We start from the raw sequence: 17,730 nt of genomic DNA, 5'->3' as shown, positions 1-17,730 counted from the left end.
CATTATTTTTTGTTCCCTCCAAGGCATCAGATGAACACTCCTTTTACTAAGTTTTCATCTGTTATTTTATTAGAAAGTGTTACCTATGTCTTGAAGTTTTTTGTTACTCATGTCCTGAAGTCGTACCTTAAAATTGCTCGCCATAACCAAAAAGGAAATAATCACTGGTCATGAAATAAAAGAATGCTTGTAGTACAAATAATTAATTTGTTTCCATTAACCACCTCCCATAGGAGGGTATATTTTAATAATATCTCCATCCTGCAAGTTACATTCCAGTTGACTGAAGGAAACAACTTTTTCATTTACTATAACCATACTGATGGCATCCATAGCCTTTTCGTGCTTGATGGTTTCCTGTAAGAATTTTTTAATTGTTTTCTGTTCAAAAATCTCTTTCTGCAAACCTTTGTCTTCTTGATAACCATCTACATAGTTTTTTAAATTAGAATATATTATTAGTCTTACCTTCATCTTTAACTCCACTTGATAATTTCTCTTTTATAATTTTTAAAAGATAAGTTATTACATGGCTGTCAGCAAAACAAATTCACCTGAAATATATCTATACATCAGTTTATATATACTGATCTTCAATAAACATTTCCGAACGCCTTTTTAGAATATTTTTTAAATATTTTTCAAAGAATTTGAATTTTTATAATTCCTAATATTAATAAATGTCTTATGAAATTATTAAATATCGCAATATTAAAATATTTATTTTTAAAAATATTATACTAAAATAAATTAATAAATAACAGCAATAAAGGCAAAACAAACATAACTCCAACAGTGGTTAAAATCCAACAGGAATTGACTAAATCTATATTCAAATTATAAATATTAGCTGCTATAACCGAATTAAAGGCAACCGGCATTGCCGACATAATTAAAGAAACCTTTAAAGGCAAGCCATTATTTATTGATTGATAATTCAATAGTAATACTATAATTAGTGTAGTTAATGGTAAAGCAACAAACTTGATAAATGAAATATATGAACATTCTCTGATATACTTTGAAATACGACTCAATTTTAAGTTCATTCCCACTGAAAAGAGAAGGACAAAAGTAGTTAGTGGCACAAGCACTTCGTTAAGTGGGGCATAAATAGGCGGTCTTTCTATAGCACTTAGATTTAAAAATAAACCGACCAATACCGCTCCTATGCCTATATAGAAAAATGGATCCTTAATTACTTCTATTATTTTATGGCTCATTTTTTTATCTTTAATAAAATTAGTACTGTACATATTTGCAATTGGATAGCCTATCCCATAATATAAAAAACGCATAAAAAAATTATAAATAGGCACCAGAGCATAACCTTCTTCTCCTAGATAGTAAAAACAAATCATTCCTCCCAGTGAAGCGGTATTGGCAAAAAAACCACAGCTAAACATGGAACCTGTATCAATAGAATCGTAATGATTACATTTAGATAATATTACCGCATAAACTCCACCAGCAACGATGGATATTGAACCTACAAAAGGTAGGCTAATAATTCCAGATAGACTCTCAATTTCAAAAATCCATAAGCTCCCGATATAAGTTATAGAAATTAACCAGATCATACCCAGCTTCTGGAGAAAAATAGCAATTCCTCTTAGAGATTCATCGGTTAACCATTGATGTTTTTTCATCAACTTTTGGAATAAATAACCACTCAAAATCCCAACAATTAAAACTAGAAAGGTTTTCCATAAAGCCAAAAGCATGATAGTACCCTCAAAAAAGAATAATTTCTTGAAAAAGATGCTAAATATTTAAGTCTTGGAACGACATTCTTAATACATCTCTAGAATATTACAATAATAATACTCTATCATATACCCAGGACATAAATCAACACAAGTAATATGGTATAGGCTTTGTACGACTTTCTTCAGATTTCTCTTACAGTTTACAGCTTAATCTTAAGCTAAATTTTGCTATTCTTTCTTTCTCCTTTATCTCTTTTATTCTTATTCTTTGAGTAAATCTCCCCTAACAATATTTGCCTCCATCTTATCTTTCAAGGAAAAATCTATAGTTAGCCTATCAAAATATATTTAATGAATTACCAACAATATTCTGATATTTGCATCATAATAATATAATTGATAATATAAATGAGAAAAATAAACTGAGGAATAAGGTTTTGAGTCAATTAATCTTAATACGAAAACCAAAAATAAATAATGCCAAAATGTTAATAGGATTCAGCGGCTGTATGAATGGCGGTGAGGTATCCACTGGAACTATTGATTATATCAGGAACAAACTAAAGGCCATAAAATTTGCCGAAATCAAAGCTAATCGTTTTTATATTTTTAATTTCCCTGCATCAATAGAGCTGGCCAGCGAATTCAGGCCAAACACTAGAATTGAAAATGGCATCTTAAAGAATTTTGATTTTCCAAAAAATGAATTCTATTATCATCAAGAAAGCAATCTAATTCTCTTTAAAGGAAAAGAACCTAATATCAATTGGGAAGAGTATGCTAACCATCTTTTTAAAGTTGGCGAGAGATATAATTTACAAAGAGTTTACTTTATGGGAAATGTTGCTGCCGCTACACCTCATACCCGAGCTATTAGAACCTCTTGTTATTGCTCCAAGGAAGAGTTAAAAGAAGAAGTGAGGGCTCATGGTATTAAATTCACTATGTACGAAGGACCCGGTAGTATCAGTACCTATCTTACTCATTTAGCCAGATTGAAAGGCATTGAAATGATAAATTTTATAGCTGAAATTCCCATCTATATTCAATCGGAAAATCCTAAAGCAATTAAAATGATGGCTGAAAAACTAATCAAATTATTAGATCTTAATATTGATACCGATGATTTAACCAGAAGAAATTTAGCTTTTGAGAAAAGGATCAATGAATTACTGAAACATCAACCTCTACTTATGGAAGAAATTAAAAAATTAGAAGAAAATTATGACCAGGAATTTTTTAACAATAAGGGTGGCTTTGAAGAATGGTTAAAAAGAAAAGGAATTGACAAACTTTAAGTTGCTACCTTTATTGCCATTTAACCATCAAGATAAGGTGCACAATTACTGAATATTTTTAGTATGAAGTGAATAGCCATATTTTTATACAGATTAGCTAAAACAATATACCAGAAATAAGGTCAAAAAGAATATAAAAAGTGGTTAATAAGAAGTAAAAACATTCTCTTTTGGAAGCTTTTTTACCACTCGCTACACAGATTAGATGCTTTGTTTACTAGAAATTTTAGAATCTTTTTCTGAAAACTCTTTTAATATGTTAATGATAATATTTACTGCTTTTTCCATATCACCAATTGAAATATTTTCATCCTTACTGTGAGGTAATTTACTACCCATACCCAGAACAGCTGTGGCAATTCCCTTTTCATTTAAATTAGCTGCATCAGTGCCACCACAAATTACTTTTGTTGCTGGTTTTAATCCCATTAATTGGATTGCCTTCTTAGCTACTTTAACTACTTCAGCATTTTCAGAGATGCGATAAGCCTTTACGCTATGTTTTATTTGTATTTCTGTTTTAGCTCCGCTTGCTTTGGCTACAGTTTGGAAAGTTTTTTGTATCAAACGACTTTGTTCCAGACATCTCTTATGCTTCTGACTACGACACTCTATCTGGATTATGGCCTTTTCTGGAACAGCATTTAATACCTGGCCACCTTCAATTAATCCAATATTAACAGTTGTTATAGGATCAATCCAACCAGTTCTTAAGAGAGTAATAGCCTGAGCAGCAACTTCAATAGCAGAAATACCATGTTCTGGTTCTACAGCATGAGCTGCTTTCCCGATAATTTTGATAGTCATTTCTATTCGGGAAGGTCCTCCGATAATTATTTCATCTAAAGCCTCTGTATCAAGGACATATCCTTTTTTTGCTTTTAGTAAACTATCATCTAAGAAGCTTGAACCCGATAATCCTACCTCTTCCTCACGAGTAATTAAAATTTCTATCGGGGGATACTGAGAAGCTTTTTGCAAAGCTACTAAGACTTCGCTAATACCTGCCTTATCATCTGCACCTAATACAGTATCTCCCTTGGAACGAATAATCCCTTTTACCAGGACTGGTTCAATTCCTTTCCCAGGCTTTACTGTATCAGCATGACAGCAAAATAAAATTGGTTCCGTTTGCAGGCTATTCCTTGCTTTTACTCTAATAATTAAATTACCATAACTATCATATTGTGTTTGGGCTCCAATTTCTTTTTGAAATAGATTCTCCAGAAATTTTAGAAATTCTTGCTCCTCTCCTGATTCACTGTCAATCTTAATCATCTGGAAAAAATACTGCATTATATCTTTTGACATTGTCTACTCCTTCTAAATTATTTTTATGTTTGTCTGATGATGGTAGTACATTTAGTTATGTCTGCCTTCTTTATTTCTTAAAAAACAATATATGCCTTCAGAAACTATTACTATTTTCCTGATAATATTATTATAATTCATTATCTACACCAATGTCTTCTCACTCTCAGGATCAAAGATATGGGTTTTCGGCATCTCCAGAGCTACCTCCATCTCATCTCCTACCTTCTTGCGGGTACGGCTATCTAATTTGGCTACCATCTGATGATTACCAGAAACTAAGTTGAACAGTACCTCATCTCCCAGTGGTTCAATAACCTCAATCTTGGCTTTAATGGTATTATCTTTGGTAGCCTCTGAGTAAAACTGCTTATCATGAAAGTCTTCGGGACGTACTCCGAAGGTGACCTTTTTACCATCATAAGAAGAGATGGCCTGATGAAATTCAGAAGGCAGTTTCACCTGGAAGCTCTCGGTATCGATAAAGTAGGCCGAGTCTTTCTTGAGCAAGGTACCGGGGAAGAAGTTCATAGCTGGGGAGCCAATAAAACCGGCAACAAACTGATTGGCTGGCTCTTTATAGACATCTAAGGGAGGTCCAGCCTGCTGCAGTCTGCCCTCATTTAGAATGAAGATACGGGAAGCCATGGTCATAGCCTCAATCTGGTCATGGGTCACATAGATGATGGTAGCCTCCAGGCGATTATGGAGTTTGGATATCTCGGCACGCATAGCCACACGAAGCTTAGCATCTAAGTTGGAAAGCGGCTCATCAAAGAGAAAGACCTTGGGTTTACGTACGATAGCTCGACCTACTGCTACCCGTTGCCGTTGACCACCAGATAGTTCCTTGGGACGTCGCTTGAGTAGTTTTTCGATACCCAGTATCTCGGCTGCCTCATGAACACGAGCGTCTATCTCATCCTTGGGGAATTTACGCAATTTTAAACCAAAAGCCATATTGTTGTAGACATCCATATGAGGATAGAGGGCATAATTCTGAAAGACCATAGCAATGTCACGGTCTTTGGGGGGAATATCATTGACCAGTCGATCTCCAATGTAAATCTCACCAGAGGTTACCTCCTCCAGACCTGCTATGGCACGTAAGGTGGTGCTTTTACCACAGCCGGAGGGACCGACTAAGACGGCAAATTCCTTATCTTCAATATCAATACTGATATCATCAACTGCAATGACATCTTTAAATTTTTTGGTAACATTTTTCAAGATTACTCTGGCCATATAAGACCTCCTTAAAACAGATAAATTATAGAATTATTTTTAGCATTGCTCTATTATTATAGCAAATTGACTATTTATATCAATCAAAATTCCACAACAGAGCAGCTGCTCCAATTACCCCAGCATATTCTCCTAGCTGTCCAAAAACAACTTTTAAGCCTACTAAATGAGAACTCATTGCCCTGTAAACCACAATTTCCTTTAAAGGATTGAGTAATTTTTCACCTTCATTTGTTATTCCGCCAACCAGAACAATCATTTCTGGATTTAAGATATTTACCAGAATAGCAATCCCGATACCTAAATACTCAATTGCCTCCTCTACAATATCCTTTATTATTGCATTTCCCTGACGAGCTAATTCAAATATTTTTACCAGACTAATATCATCTAAATTACCAAGAGATAAATAATCCTGATTATCAGTCTTTAACTCCTCAATTCTTTTATAAATCCTATTTTTAATACCAGAAGCTGAAGAATAAGCCTCTAAACAGCCATTTTTACCACAATTACATCGAGGTCCATCTTTATTGACAATGATATGGCCTACTTCTCCCGCCACATTATTTTTGCCATGATATATTTTTCCGCAGAAAATTAATCCACTTCCAATACCAGTACCCAATGTCAGGCAAATTATATCATCAATACCCTGTGCTACACCAAAAATTCTTTCTCCCCAGGCAGCTACATTGGCATCATTTTCGATAATCACTGGTATCTTAAATTCTTCTTTTATAATGTTGGCCAGTGGAACTTCTTTCCATCCCGGTAAATTAGGCGCATAATGGATTATCCCTTTCTTATAATCCAGAGGACCAGGGGCGCCTATGCCAATACCAACTATATCATTAATTTTTAAACCACTTTGGTGGATTATCTGGTGAATACTATGTTTGATTCTGCCAATAGTTACTTCTTTCCCTTGCTCAGCATGGGTGGGCATCTTCATATGTTTTTTGATTTCCCCATCTTTACTGACCAAAGCAATATTAACCTTAGTCCCTCCCAGATCAACACCAATTGCTAATTTGTCTTCTCCTTTAAGGTAATTACTTGACCTGTTCATTTATCTTTACTAACCCTTTACTGAACCAGCTAAAATTCCTCTTACAAAATAACGTTGTAGGCTTAAAAATACTATTAATGGTAATGCCATTGAAACAAAGGCAGCTGCTGTCAATAATTCCCAATTTTGTCCATAGGAACCAACCAGGGCACTAATTCTGACTGTTAATGGAGCCACATCCGGTGTTCCTCCTAAATAAACCAATGCCACTAACAGATCATTCCATACCCAGATAAATTGAAAAATGGCTATAGATGCAATTGCTGGTATTGATAATGGCAAAACAATACTTTTAAAAATTTGAAATGGGGTAGCGCCATCGATGGTTGATGACTCAAATATTTCGCTGGGTAATCCGGATATATAGTTATACATTAGATAAATGACTAAAGGCAGACCATATCCCGCATGAGCCAACCAAATCCCTAAAAAAGAACCTGATAAACCAAGTTTATTGAATATCCTTAAAATAGGTATCAAGGTCATTTGCAATGGTACTACCAACAATCCTACAAAAAGCATAAAGAAAAAACGTCTACCCCAAAATTCCATCCAGGCAAAAGCATAGGCAGCAAAAGAGGCAATTATTATTGGTAATATACAGGCTGGTAAAGTTATAGTAAGAGTATTTATAAAAGTTCTTCCTATCCCAATTTTTGTTATTACATCCTGATAATTTTCAAGGGTAAATTGAGTAAAGTTAAAAGGATGGGTTAAAACTGTCCACCAACCAGTGGATGCAACTGCAGAAGAAGAACGAAAAGAAGTAATCAACAAGCCAACTGTTGGAAAGATCCAGATAATAGCTACCAGGATAATGAATAAATGCATCGGGATACTTAATATAAATTGACTATATTTTGGTTTCATCGAACCGCCTCCTGTTCTCTAAAACGCTGAACGTTGATGATTATCATGGGAATAATAAATAGAAGTAATAAAATTGCTATGGCACTTGCTCTGCCATAGTTTCTGAATATAAACATCTCTTTATACATTCTATTTGCTATAACCTCCGTTGCAAATCCACCATTAGTCATAACATAAACAATATCAAAAACCTTTAAAACATTAATAAACATAGTAGTTGCTACAACTGCTACAGTGGGTTTCATCAAAGGTAGAATAATCTTCCAGAAAATTCGATACTCATTAGCACCATCTACACGGGCTGCCTCCAATAGTTCTTTGGGAATTCCCTTATAGCTGGCTGAAAGTATCACTAAACAAAATCCAGTCCAGATCCATATTCCTACTATTATTAAACAAATATTATTCAGCCAGGGACGTTGAATTAACCAGGGTATCGGTTGCACTCCTATATATGATAAAAAAGCATTGAGGATACCAATCTGTTCACTTCCCACCGGTCTATAGGAATATACAAATTTCCATATAACACCTGCTCCTACAAATGAAATAGCCATAGGCATAAATATTATGGATTTTACCAATGATTCATAATGCACCCTATCCAGTATCACAGCTAAAATTAAACCTAAAAAAACAGTCATGGGAACAAAGAGAGCTACCCATAATAAATTATTACGAAAGGCTGATAGCATAGTTTCATTGGTAAAACAATAAATATAATTAGCTAAACCAACAAATTTTTCGGATTGGGGACCAAAAAATGAAATAACAAGAGTGTGCATAGAAGGATAAATTAAAAAAAACATTAAAGTTGCTAAAGCAGGAATGACATAAAACCAGGGAGTAAACCAGTGTGTTCGCATAATAGTCCATCTCCTTTACAAACTATTTCAGTATACTACCTCCCACTTAACCATTGCCACTCTCTAAGAAAGTGGATTATTAAGGATAATAAATTAATAGTTAGCTGGTTTATTTTCTATAAACCAGCTAACTATTTAAGTAAACTATGTAGCAGAAAAAATCGCTTCAAAATTATCTACTGTAAGCATCCAATGCACTTGCCTCAACCTGCATTAATACATTCATTAAAGATTCTCCACTAACATAGTCTAGTATGCCGGACCAGAAGGAACCAGAACCTACCGCAGCAGGCATTAAATCAGAGGCATCAAAACGGAAAACTGATGCTTCTCCTAAGATTTCAGCTGCTTTTCTGGTAATATCATCTGGATAAACCATTGGATCAACCTTCAGGTTAGGTGCCAACTTACCCAATTCACCAACCCAGATTCCCTGAGCCTGTGTAGATGCTATATACTTCATAAAAGCTCTGGCTTCCGGTGTATCATTAAACATAGCCAGCATATCTGCTGCACCTAAGGCAGGATTTCCAAATTCTTCTTTAATAGGTGGGAAGGGGAAGAAGTCAAAGTCTACTCCAGGCACTAAATCAGGAAAATGATCCAGGATAAAACTCTTAATAAAGGTAGCCTGTCTATGCATATAGGCGTTAGGCGGATCGGTAAATAAGGCATCAGGAGAATCACCGAAGGGAATAGTTAGAACAGCGTTTGGTCCACCATAGACATACCTTTCACTACGAGCAATCTCCCCAAAAATTTCAAATGCCTCCACCACTATATCATTAGTCCAGGCAAGTTCATGATTAACCCAGGCATCATAAGTTTCGGGAGAAGCTATTCGTAGCATAATATCCTCTATCCAGTCAGTCCCCGGCCATCCACTGGCTGCTCCTGATTCCAAGCCAATAGCCCAGGGTGTATTACCATCAGCAACCATTTTATCAGAAAGCACCATAAGCTCATCCCAGGTGTTGGGTACAGTGTAACCGGCAGCAGCAAATGCCTTAGGATTATACCAGACCAAACTTTTTAAATCTGCCGAGATAAAAATGGCATGAAGTTTGCTCTGATAAGAACCTAAATCTAACCAGGCATTAGAGTATTCAGATTTTAAGGCTTCCATATCCATAAAAGTTGACAGATCAATTAATTTACCATCTTTGGCAAATTCTAGCATTTGTCCTGGATTGGGCATAACAGAAACATCGGGAGGATTACCTGCTTCCACCCTGGTAGTGAGGATAGCCGGTAAATCACGAGTACCAGTAAATTCAACTTTAATACCGGTTTCTGCCTCAAATGGTGCTACCATTTTAGCAAAGGCATCAGCCTCGGCACCAGTCCATATTCCCATGACAGTGACACTCTGTCCAGCTGCAGTGGTCACACTTACCAGAAATGACAGACATATTAACATAATAATAAAATTAAACTTTTTCAAGATAAATAACCCCCTTTTTTTATTAATAAATCTATTATCTCAAAAGCTAAAATTAGTTATAGATAAGTTCCCCTCCTTTCCTGTTGGAATATTATTTATGAAGAATCTCTTTTGAATGGACAATTTCAGATAGATTAAATTGTTTTTACTTTCAATATTAATAATATAATAAATTAACCTATTATGCAAGTAAACAGCACAGCCACATAGTGAGTTTCTTTATAATAATACTCTAAAAAAGCCTTAAACTTTTATAAGCCACTTTTTTATTCTTTTATCTTTTAATCTTTTTACTATCTTTAAAACAAATCTCTAACAACATTACTATCACATAAAGTTTACAGCACAGATTATTTAGCTAACATATCTCTATCTTTATGGTTATACAATTTTATTTAACCATTCTTACCTACTCTTAAACATGCCAATACAAGAAAAAGTTGTTAAGGGATAATAGGTGGGAAGACTCTATTTTAATTGAAATGAAAAATATGTTAAAATGTAAATACAAACCATTACAATTAATTATATTAATAATATTTGAAGGTACTTCTATTATGTCCCGTATAATTATAGTATCCAACCGTCTTCCTGTTACTATAAAAAAAAACAAAGATAAGCTAACCTATCAGCAAAGCGTAGGTGGTCTGGCAACTGGTATTTCTTCTTTACAAAAAGAGCATGAATGCTTATGGGTTGGTTGGCCTGGTATAGCCAGGGATGGACTCGATAATGAAGAAAAAGATGACTTACTGAAAAAAATGGATAAAATGGGAAACTATCCGGTCTTTTTATCCCAAACACATATCGAAGAGTATTACAATGGTTTCTGTAATAAAACTATCTGGTCTTTATTTCATTGCTTTACTCAATTTACTGTTTATGAAAACTACTTATGGGAGTCCTACCGGCGAGTAAACCAGATCTTTTGTCAAACAATTCTTGATATAATCAAACCAGATGATCTTATCTGGATCCACGATTATCATCTTATGTTGCTACCGAATTTATTAAGAAAAAGGATGCCTGATTTAACTATTGGATTCTTCCTGCATATCCCCTTCCCTCCTACAGAAATCTTTCGACTACTACCCTGGCGGAGAGAGATACTGGAGGGATTGATGGGTGCTGATCTGATTGGTTTTCACACCTATGATTATGTACGCAACTTTCTCGATTCAATTCTACGCTTACGTGGATATGAAAACAGTCTGGGTTTCATCAATTATCAAAATCGTATAATAAAAGTAGATTCTTTCCCAATGGGGATTGATTTTGACCGATATTATAATTCTTCAGAACAGACGAAAACAAAGCAAGAAATTAAAAAAATGAAGAATAAAATAAAAAAATATAAAGTTATAATTTCAGTTGATCGCTTAGATTATACTAAAGGTATTCTAGAGAGATTAAGAGCTTTTTCTGCCTTTCTGGGGGATAATCCGGAATACTGGGAGAAGGTAGTTATGATTCTGGTAGCAGTCCCTTCTCGTACTGCCGTCAGTCAATATCAACAATTAAAACAACAGGTTGACGAGATGATTGGCCATATAAATGGTCAATTTGGGAAATTAGGCTGGTCACCCATCTGGTATTTATACCGTTCATTGCCTTTCCACGAACTAACAGCTCTTTATTATATTGGTGACATAGCTTTAATAACTCCCCTTAAAGATGGTATGAATCTAATCGCCAAAGAATATATTGCTACCAAGAAAGATACCCTGGGAGTTCTTATTTTAAGCGAAATGGCTGGTGCTGGTAATGAAATGGGAGAGGCACTCATTGTTAATCCCAATAATAGGACCCAGATTTCCTGGGCTTTAAAGTATGCTTTAAATATGGAGGAAAAAGAGCAACAAAAAAGAATCTTATCTTTACAAAGACGTTTAAAAAATTATGATGTTAAAAAATGGGCAGATGACTTTAAAGAAAATTTAATCAAAATTAAAAGTGAACAGAAGAATCTGGCTGCTAAATATATATCACCAAAAAATAGATTAAAAATAATTAAAGATTATCAACAGAGTTACCAACGTTTATTCTTAATAGATTATGATGGCACTCTTGTTCCTTATCATTTGAAATTCAGGCAATCCAGCCCTTCGCCAGAAATTCTTGACACTATTCAATTGCTCAGCAGGAATCCTGGAAATAAGGTAGTCATTGTTAGCGGTAGAGAAAAAGATGTTTTAGAAAATTGGTTTAAACACATTAAGGTAGACTTAATTGCTGAACATGGAGCATGGCTAAAAAAGAATTCTAATGATTGGAAAACTATTGAACCATTAAAAAAAGAATGGAAAGAGCAGATTAGACCCATTTTAGAATTATATACCAATCGAACGCCGGGTTCTTTTATCCAAGAAAAAGAATATTCACTGGTCTGGCATTATATCAATACAGAACCCACATTTGGTCGTACGCGAGCTTTGGAACTAATGGATTCCCTCACTCATCTAACTTCTAACCTCAATTTAGAGGTAAACCATGGAGAAAAAGTTATCGAAATTAAAGCAGCAGGAATTAACAAAGGGATTACTGCCTATCAATGGATATCAGAAAAAAAATGGGATTTTATAATGGCAATCGGGGATGACTGGTCTGATGAAGACACCTTTTCTCATTTACCAGCTTCAGCTTACTCTATCAAAGTTGGTCCAGGTATTTCTCAATCGAAATACAATATCCATTCTTCCACTGAAGTCCGTGCTTTATTAAAAGAATTAGCTAAAAAATCATAGTAAACATCGCACCCGCAAAGCGGGTGGCTTTAAGAACCGCTAAAAGGGTTTTGACTTTTTCTTGCTTACTTTTTGTTGTGTTCTTTTTCTGGCTTCTGGCAATTTTATTTAATTATAATATTTCTACGTGATACAATTTCTTACTTTAGAGTTCAGGTATAAATTGTTCTATAGCTTTTCTTAATCTTTTTCCATATAAAACCAATTTATTTAACCTTTACCACCTTCTTAGAAGGTGGTTTTTCATGGTTAAATAAATTAGGCAACTTCTATTTCCTGGCATAGATATACATCTTGGATAGCATGGAATATTTTAATTCCTTCTGCCATTGGTTTTTGAAAAGTTTTTCTACCAGATATAATTCCCATGCCTCCTGCTCTTTTGTTAATAACAGCCGTTTTCACCGCCTGTTGTAAATCATTATCTCCAGATGCCCCTCCAGAATTAATTAAACCAATTCTCCCCATATAGCAATTAGCCACTTGATAACGAGTGAGGTCAATGGGATGATCAGATGTTAATATTTCATAGACCAGAGGACTGGTTTTACCAAATTTTAATGCCACATAACCTCCATTATTGGTTGGTTGCTTTTGTTTAACCAGGTCTGCTTCAAGAGTAACTCCTATATGATTAGCCTGACCAGTTAAATCTGCTGAAGTATGGTAGTCAATCCCTTCCTTTTTAAAGGCTGCATTTCTAAGATAGCACCATAAAACTGTAAACATTCCCAGTTGATGAGCTTGCTTGAAGGCAATGGATACCTCCTCTATCTGTCTCCTTGATTCCTCAGAACCAAAATAAATAGTAGCACCTACTCCCAGTGCACCCATATCATAAGCCTGTTCTACCGAGGCAAACATTCTCTGATCATAATAGTTGGGATAAGAAAGTAACTCATTATGATTTAGTTTTACGATAAAAGGAATCTTATCAGCATACTTTCCGGAAATCATACCTAAAACACCCAATGTTGAAGCTACAGCATTACAGTTTCCTTCAATAGCTAACTTGACTATATTTTCCGGATCAAAATAGATAGGATTGGGAGCAAAAGAGGCTCCGGCAGAGTGTTCTATCCCTTGATCTACTGGCAATATTGATAGATAACCAGTTCCCTTCAGCCTGCCTTGATTAAATAATTTTTTCAAGTTTTGCCTGACTTGTAAAGAACGATCAGAAATATTAAAGATGTTTTCAACAAAATCAGGTCCAGGTAAATGAAGCATATTTTTAGAAATTGTTTGACATTTATGTGATAATAGATAATCAGTTTCTTCCCCTAATATATTTCTAATTTCCATGATATCCATTTTAATTACACTCCTTTCCCACATTAAAAAATTAAAATATAACCAACATTTTAGGTACTATCCAAATTCAACACGATATTCAAGGGGAATCCTTCCCCTTGAGAATCTTAAAAGACTTATTTAGAGTTAAGCAAGGATATATTTTATATAATAAATATTTCTTTAGCTTAATTATAATTATAGTAATTTTATGCTCTATCTTAAAATCTCACTGTGGATATTTTCCCCTTATTTAGAAAAGCATATTCATATCGATGATATTGGATTTAAAAATTCAGATATCATTATATATTTTCAGTATTTGAGCAATATTAGTAATTTCTATTAGCTGCCAGTACCCCTGCATATTTCTCATTTTTATATCAACTACAAAATTAGCTTGTTTAGATTTATCATAATAAGTTAAACCAAGGAAGGCCATATCTTCTTTTATTTTAGTATAATTAATGGACTGAAATTCCCAATTTTTAGGATTAATTTTTTCTTCCGCCAATTTCATAATCATAGAAGCCAATCTACCCTCTCCTTGGGAGTTTATGTTTCCCAATTTGCCATTAATAATATAATGATAGACTTCTTTTTTAATTATCTCCTTTAAATTAGGTTTGAATATTGAAAGCATACTTTGGCCTATTTCATTACGAATATCAATCCATCTACTTTTTCTGCTTTCTGGTGCCGGAGCACCATAAAACTGCCAGATTTGATCAATAGCATTATCTACTGTTCTATCCAGATCTACATATTTGTCAAAAGCCAGCATATCATCCCTGGGAATAGCTTTTTTCAGCTGTTTTAAGCTATATTGAGGAGAGACAATTATGCTCCAGGAAATAAATATGGAAATTATAAGAACAAAAAATAAAATTATAATAAATATTTTTTTATTCATAATTCTCATTTCACAAGCTCACAAGGTAATTTGTTATTATTCTCTTGAAAATAATATTGTTGCTATTATTACACAGAAAATTATAACATCAACAAATATGATCAATACTAATATATACCATTAGTTAATATAATATCATAAATCAGGGAAATTATGTAACACGTAAAGCTACAACAGTACATAGATTTAAATTTTAAAAAGCAGATTAGATATATCTAATCTGCTTTTTGTGAAGTAATCTTAACATGTTAATATACATAACTTAAAAGTTAAAAGAAGCTATCTTAATTGATAGCATCAGCCTCATATAATTCATATTTTTATCTAATTGTCAGCAGTAATCACATGTTTATGTTTTATTCTACTTTTAGCTCATCCAGTAATGGTAGCAATTCTGTTGCGACATAGGTAACCGCGGGGCCACCCCTCATCATCATTGCTACTCCAGCTGCTTCCAATATTTCTGCCCTGTTAGCACCAGCCCTAACTGCTAATGGTGTGTGCAATCTAATACAATATTCACAAAGTGCCGAAATACCTAAGGACAAGGTTATAAGTTCTTTGGTCTTTTTACTTAATGCACCTTCCTTTAATACCTGTTCACTTAATAGATCAAAGCCTTCTTTCATCACACCGGGCATTTCTTCATGTAATTTACCCATTTGTTTTTTTAATTCTATAGTTTGCATTTTATGTACTCCTTACATATAGAATTTATTGATTTAATTTTCATAAAAATAAATCAATAATCCTGGCTTTAGAACACCATACAAATTTAATATAACTAACTTCCAATTTTGACCAAATTTGTGTAGACGGTAGTTGTTTCCCCTGGATAAACCCAGATCTCATCCAACCAGGTGCGGTATCCATCCTTAATAAGGGTAATCTCATACATTCCTTCTTTAAATCCATCAAGAATTTTTGCCTTATTAGCAGTAGTGGTAGTTATATAGGTACCATTAACAAAAATCTTGGCATTATTTTCATTACAGTAAATGGAAATATTTCCTTCTCTTTGAACTGGTCTCATTATCACGTTAAGACGATAAGTTTGATCAGGATATATTCTTACTGTGGTAATATAATCATGGTAACCATCTTTAGTAATCCTTATTTCATAATTCCCTTCCTGAATGTTACTTATAGTAACACTCCTATTAATCGATGTTCTTCTCTGATACTTTCCATCTAAATATATCTGGGCATTATCAACATCACAGGTAATTTCCAGACTTCCCCTACGTGTGATTCTGTCTAAATTTACTGTTAATTGGATTCGTTGATTGGATTTTACCTCTACTCTTTGAGTCCATTCACGATATCCACTTAAAGTAATCCTGATATCATGAAATCCCTCCCTAACTTGTTCGAGTAAAACATTTCTGTTTTTTTCTGTTAGTCCTTTATATTGGCCATCTAAAAAGATACTAGCATTGTCTTCATTGCAACGAATAGCAACAGAACCATATCGCTGGATACTTACCAGATTGGCATTAACAATAGCTGTTCGATCAGGATTAATCTGAATTGTTCTGGTCCAGATTTGATAACCCGGCAATTCTACTCGAGCTAAATATTCACCAACACGAATATGCTCCAGTACCAATGGTGTCTTACCGGCATAGCGATCATTCAGATATACATCAGCACCTTCTGGGATTGAATTGAGGCGTAACTGCCCATCCTCTTCCCTTCTCTCTACAACCTGATAATGCAATATTTCACTGCTAACCCATCTTTGTGAAGGTAAAGCTGCTAAAATACCCCTGATTCTTTGAGTAAATCTGGTTATTCCTTCTCCAAGTTTGGGAAACAATTCCCTTTCAATTAACCTTTCTAATTCTCTTGAAATGATTACTGGTTCAGTAGTAGCAAAGCCCTGAACATATTCTAGACCAGACTTAGTGGCAGGATCTATTATCCCATCTATACTATATTGTTTGTTAGCATCTATAAAATGATTTTTTTGATATTGGTTGGGAAATAATAGTCTGATGTTACCATAGCTATCATAACCAAAAATAGCAACATAAGCATTTCTGGTAGATCGAAATAAAATACGAATCCTCTCGCCTGGAACATATGTAGCACCTGCTCCTTTATCTAATCTCAGAGATAAGGCAAAATCAGGTCTGGGATTAATAATTTGAATACTCTTTTTCATATCCCCCTGGGCATTAACTGTAATTACTGCTAATAAAATTAGAATTGCAACAAAAGCCAGCTTACCAAGACATAAAAAAAGATAAATTTGGTTGTTCTCTTTTTTTTGCTTTTTTAGTTTTAATAAATTCATACTCTTGCTCCTTTCTTGACAACATTTTTACAAAAAACTAAATTTTTTTCAGATTTATAATAATTATAACACAACTTTCTCTACAATCCTATTTTTGATAGTTGTGAAAATATCGGTTTCTTTCCCCAAGAAATTAAAATTTTATAGAATTTATATTTTTATTTAGTCTATCTTTTACCTCTATCTCTAAATCGGTAGGATATGAACTAAACATTAATTAATTTTTTCCTGAAAATTCTTATTTTTTAGATTAATATACAAAAATAATTGACAAAAGCCTTTATTTCTAATATTCTGAATGTAACATCACTAAATATTGCTTAAAATTAACATTACCAATAAATTACGAAGTAATTTTTCTATTGCATACCAGAAAGGAGGTGTAATACTTTGAACAAAAGCGAATTAATTGACAAGGTATCATATGATAGAGGGGTAACAAAAGCTCATGCCAAAGCAGCTGTGGAATGTATCTTTGATAACATTTCTGAAGCCTTAGCTAAAAAAGAATCTGTACGGTTAGTTGGTTTTGGAACTTTTGGTGTTAGAGTAAGAGCTGCTAGAACTGCCCGCAATCCCAGAACAGGCAAAAAAATATCTCTTCCCAAAACAAATGTACCATTCTTCAAACCTGGAAAGGAATTAAAAGAGAAGGTTAATAAATAA

The 17,730-nt window shown here is 34.0% G+C and carries 15 protein-coding genes; 3 read left to right on the top strand and 12 right to left on the bottom strand.

The genetic code is table 11. From position 1 onward, the window contains the following. Window positions 1–216: 216 nt before the first annotated feature. Together PHD84_07385 and PHD84_07380 are read right to left on the bottom strand one after the other, a co-directional pair. The gene (locus PHD84_07385) at window positions 217–474 is read right to left on the bottom strand and encodes a MoaD/ThiS family protein (protein MDD5637619.1); all 258 of its coding nucleotides are present in this window, start codon (window positions 472–474) and stop codon (window positions 217–219) included. A gap of 266 nt (window positions 475–740) precedes the next feature. Continuing rightward, window positions 741–1,724, bottom strand: a complete 984-nt coding sequence (locus PHD84_07380; GenBank protein ID MDD5637618.1) for an AEC family transporter — start codon at window positions 1,722–1,724, stop codon at window positions 741–743. Window positions 1,725–2,146: 422 nt separating this feature from the next. Between PHD84_07380 and PHD84_07375 the strand changes: the two genes are divergently transcribed. Beyond that, window positions 2,147–3,007, top strand: coding sequence for a PAC2 family protein (locus tag PHD84_07375; protein ID MDD5637617.1), 861 nt, complete (start codon window positions 2,147–2,149; stop codon window positions 3,005–3,007). Between the two features lie 201 nt (window positions 3,008–3,208). Here PHD84_07375 and PHD84_07370 read toward each other — a convergent pair whose 3' ends face one another. The 6 genes from PHD84_07370 to PHD84_07345 all read right to left on the bottom strand — a co-directional run bounded on the left by PHD84_07370 (window position 3,209) and on the right by PHD84_07345 (window position 9,815). Further along, window positions 3,209–4,318, bottom strand: coding sequence for a M20/M25/M40 family metallo-hydrolase (locus PHD84_07370; GenBank protein ID MDD5637616.1), 1,110 nt, complete (start codon window positions 4,316–4,318; stop codon window positions 3,209–3,211). Window positions 4,319–4,462: 144 nt separating this feature from the next. Continuing rightward, on the bottom strand, window positions 4,463–5,563 hold the full coding sequence (gene ugpC / locus PHD84_07365; GenBank protein ID MDD5637615.1) for a sn-glycerol-3-phosphate ABC transporter ATP-binding protein UgpC: 1,101 nt from the start codon (window positions 5,561–5,563) through the stop codon (window positions 4,463–4,465). A gap of 79 nt (window positions 5,564–5,642) precedes the next feature. Beyond that, window positions 5,643–6,635 (bottom strand): ROK family protein, encoded by a 993-nt coding sequence (locus PHD84_07360; protein MDD5637614.1) that lies wholly within the window; start codon window positions 6,633–6,635, stop codon window positions 5,643–5,645. 9 nt (window positions 6,636–6,644) lie between these two features. Next, window positions 6,645–7,505 carry a carbohydrate ABC transporter permease gene (locus tag PHD84_07355; GenBank protein ID MDD5637613.1) on the bottom strand — a complete coding sequence of 287 codons (861 nt, stop codon included), beginning with the start codon at window positions 7,503–7,505 and terminating at the stop codon, window positions 6,645–6,647. Further along, a complete protein-coding gene (locus PHD84_07350; protein MDD5637612.1) occupies window positions 7,502–8,371 on the bottom strand; it encodes a sugar ABC transporter permease in 870 nt (289 codons plus the stop codon). The genes PHD84_07355 and PHD84_07350 overlap by 4 nt, the downstream gene beginning before the upstream one ends. A 172-nt stretch (window positions 8,372–8,543) precedes the next feature. Further along, entirely contained in the window at window positions 8,544–9,815 is a 1,272-nt protein-coding gene (locus PHD84_07345; protein ID MDD5637611.1) for an ABC transporter substrate-binding protein, read from the bottom strand. Window positions 9,816–10,372: 557 nt separating this feature from the next. Between PHD84_07345 and PHD84_07340 the strand changes: the two genes are divergently transcribed. Continuing rightward, window positions 10,373–12,559, top strand: coding sequence for a bifunctional alpha,alpha-trehalose-phosphate synthase (UDP-forming)/trehalose-phosphatase (locus PHD84_07340; protein ID MDD5637610.1), 2,187 nt, complete (start codon window positions 10,373–10,375; stop codon window positions 12,557–12,559). A 258-nt stretch (window positions 12,560–12,817) separates the two neighbouring features. On the opposite strand, the gene PHD84_07335 is transcribed toward PHD84_07340, so the two are convergent. The 4 genes from PHD84_07335 to PHD84_07320 form a co-directional block, all read right to left on the bottom strand. Continuing rightward, window positions 12,818–13,873 (bottom strand): class I fructose-bisphosphate aldolase, encoded by a 1,056-nt coding sequence (locus tag PHD84_07335; protein MDD5637609.1) that lies wholly within the window; start codon window positions 13,871–13,873, stop codon window positions 12,818–12,820. A 274-nt stretch (window positions 13,874–14,147) separates the two neighbouring features. After that, window positions 14,148–14,774: a DUF2939 domain-containing protein gene (locus PHD84_07330; protein MDD5637608.1), complete on the bottom strand. Its 627-nt coding sequence runs from the start codon at window positions 14,772–14,774 to the stop codon at window positions 14,148–14,150. Window positions 14,775–15,121: 347 nt separating this feature from the next. Then, window positions 15,122–15,454, bottom strand: a complete 333-nt coding sequence (locus PHD84_07325; GenBank protein MDD5637607.1) for a carboxymuconolactone decarboxylase family protein — start codon at window positions 15,452–15,454, stop codon at window positions 15,122–15,124. A gap of 95 nt (window positions 15,455–15,549) precedes the next feature. After that, window positions 15,550–17,064 carry a PEGA domain-containing protein gene (locus PHD84_07320; protein ID MDD5637606.1) on the bottom strand — a complete coding sequence of 505 codons (1,515 nt, stop codon included), beginning with the start codon at window positions 17,062–17,064 and terminating at the stop codon, window positions 15,550–15,552. A gap of 390 nt (window positions 17,065–17,454) precedes the next feature. Here PHD84_07320 and PHD84_07315 point away from each other — a divergent pair, with 390 nt between their 5' ends. Continuing rightward, a complete protein-coding gene (locus tag PHD84_07315) occupies window positions 17,455–17,730 on the top strand; it encodes an HU family DNA-binding protein (GenBank protein ID MDD5637605.1) in 276 nt (91 codons plus the stop codon).

It is taken from the genome of Atribacterota bacterium, from assembly GCA_028717805.1.
Taxonomy (GTDB): Bacteria; Atribacterota; Phoenicimicrobiia; order Phoenicimicrobiales; family Stramentimicrobiaceae; genus Stramentimicrobium.
This window is presented reverse-complemented; position numbering and strand designations above follow the sequence as displayed.

Coding starts and splice junctions, on each gene's coding strand:
- PHD84_07360 (MDD5637614.1), bottom strand. CDS start 6,635: ATGAACAGGTCAAGTAATTACCTTAAAGGAGAAGACAAATTAGCAATT.
- PHD84_07350 (MDD5637612.1), bottom strand. CDS start 8,371: ATGCGAACACACTGGTTTACTCCCTGGTTTTATGTCATTCCTGCTTTA.
- PHD84_07320 (MDD5637606.1), bottom strand. CDS start 17,064: ATGAATTTATTAAAACTAAAAAAGCAAAAAAAAGAGAACAACCAAATT.
- PHD84_07355 (MDD5637613.1), bottom strand. CDS start 7,505: ATGAAACCAAAATATAGTCAATTTATATTAAGTATCCCGATGCATTTA.
- ugpC (MDD5637615.1), bottom strand. CDS start 5,563: ATGGCCAGAGTAATCTTGAAAAATGTTACCAAAAAATTTAAAGATGTC.
- PHD84_07340 (MDD5637610.1), top strand. CDS start 10,373: ATGTCCCGTATAATTATAGTATCCAACCGTCTTCCTGTTACTATAAAA.
- PHD84_07370 (MDD5637616.1), bottom strand. CDS start 4,318: ATGTCAAAAGATATAATGCAGTATTTTTTCCAGATGATTAAGATTGAC.
- PHD84_07335 (MDD5637609.1), bottom strand. CDS start 13,873: ATGGATATCATGGAAATTAGAAATATATTAGGGGAAGAAACTGATTAT.
- PHD84_07325 (MDD5637607.1), bottom strand. CDS start 15,454: ATGCAAACTATAGAATTAAAAAAACAAATGGGTAAATTACATGAAGAA.
- PHD84_07385 (MDD5637619.1), bottom strand. CDS start 474: ATGAAGGTAAGACTAATAATATATTCTAATTTAAAAAACTATGTAGAT.
- PHD84_07380 (MDD5637618.1), bottom strand. CDS start 1,724: ATGCTTTTGGCTTTATGGAAAACCTTTCTAGTTTTAATTGTTGGGATT.
- PHD84_07330 (MDD5637608.1), bottom strand. CDS start 14,774: ATGAGAATTATGAATAAAAAAATATTTATTATAATTTTATTTTTTGTT.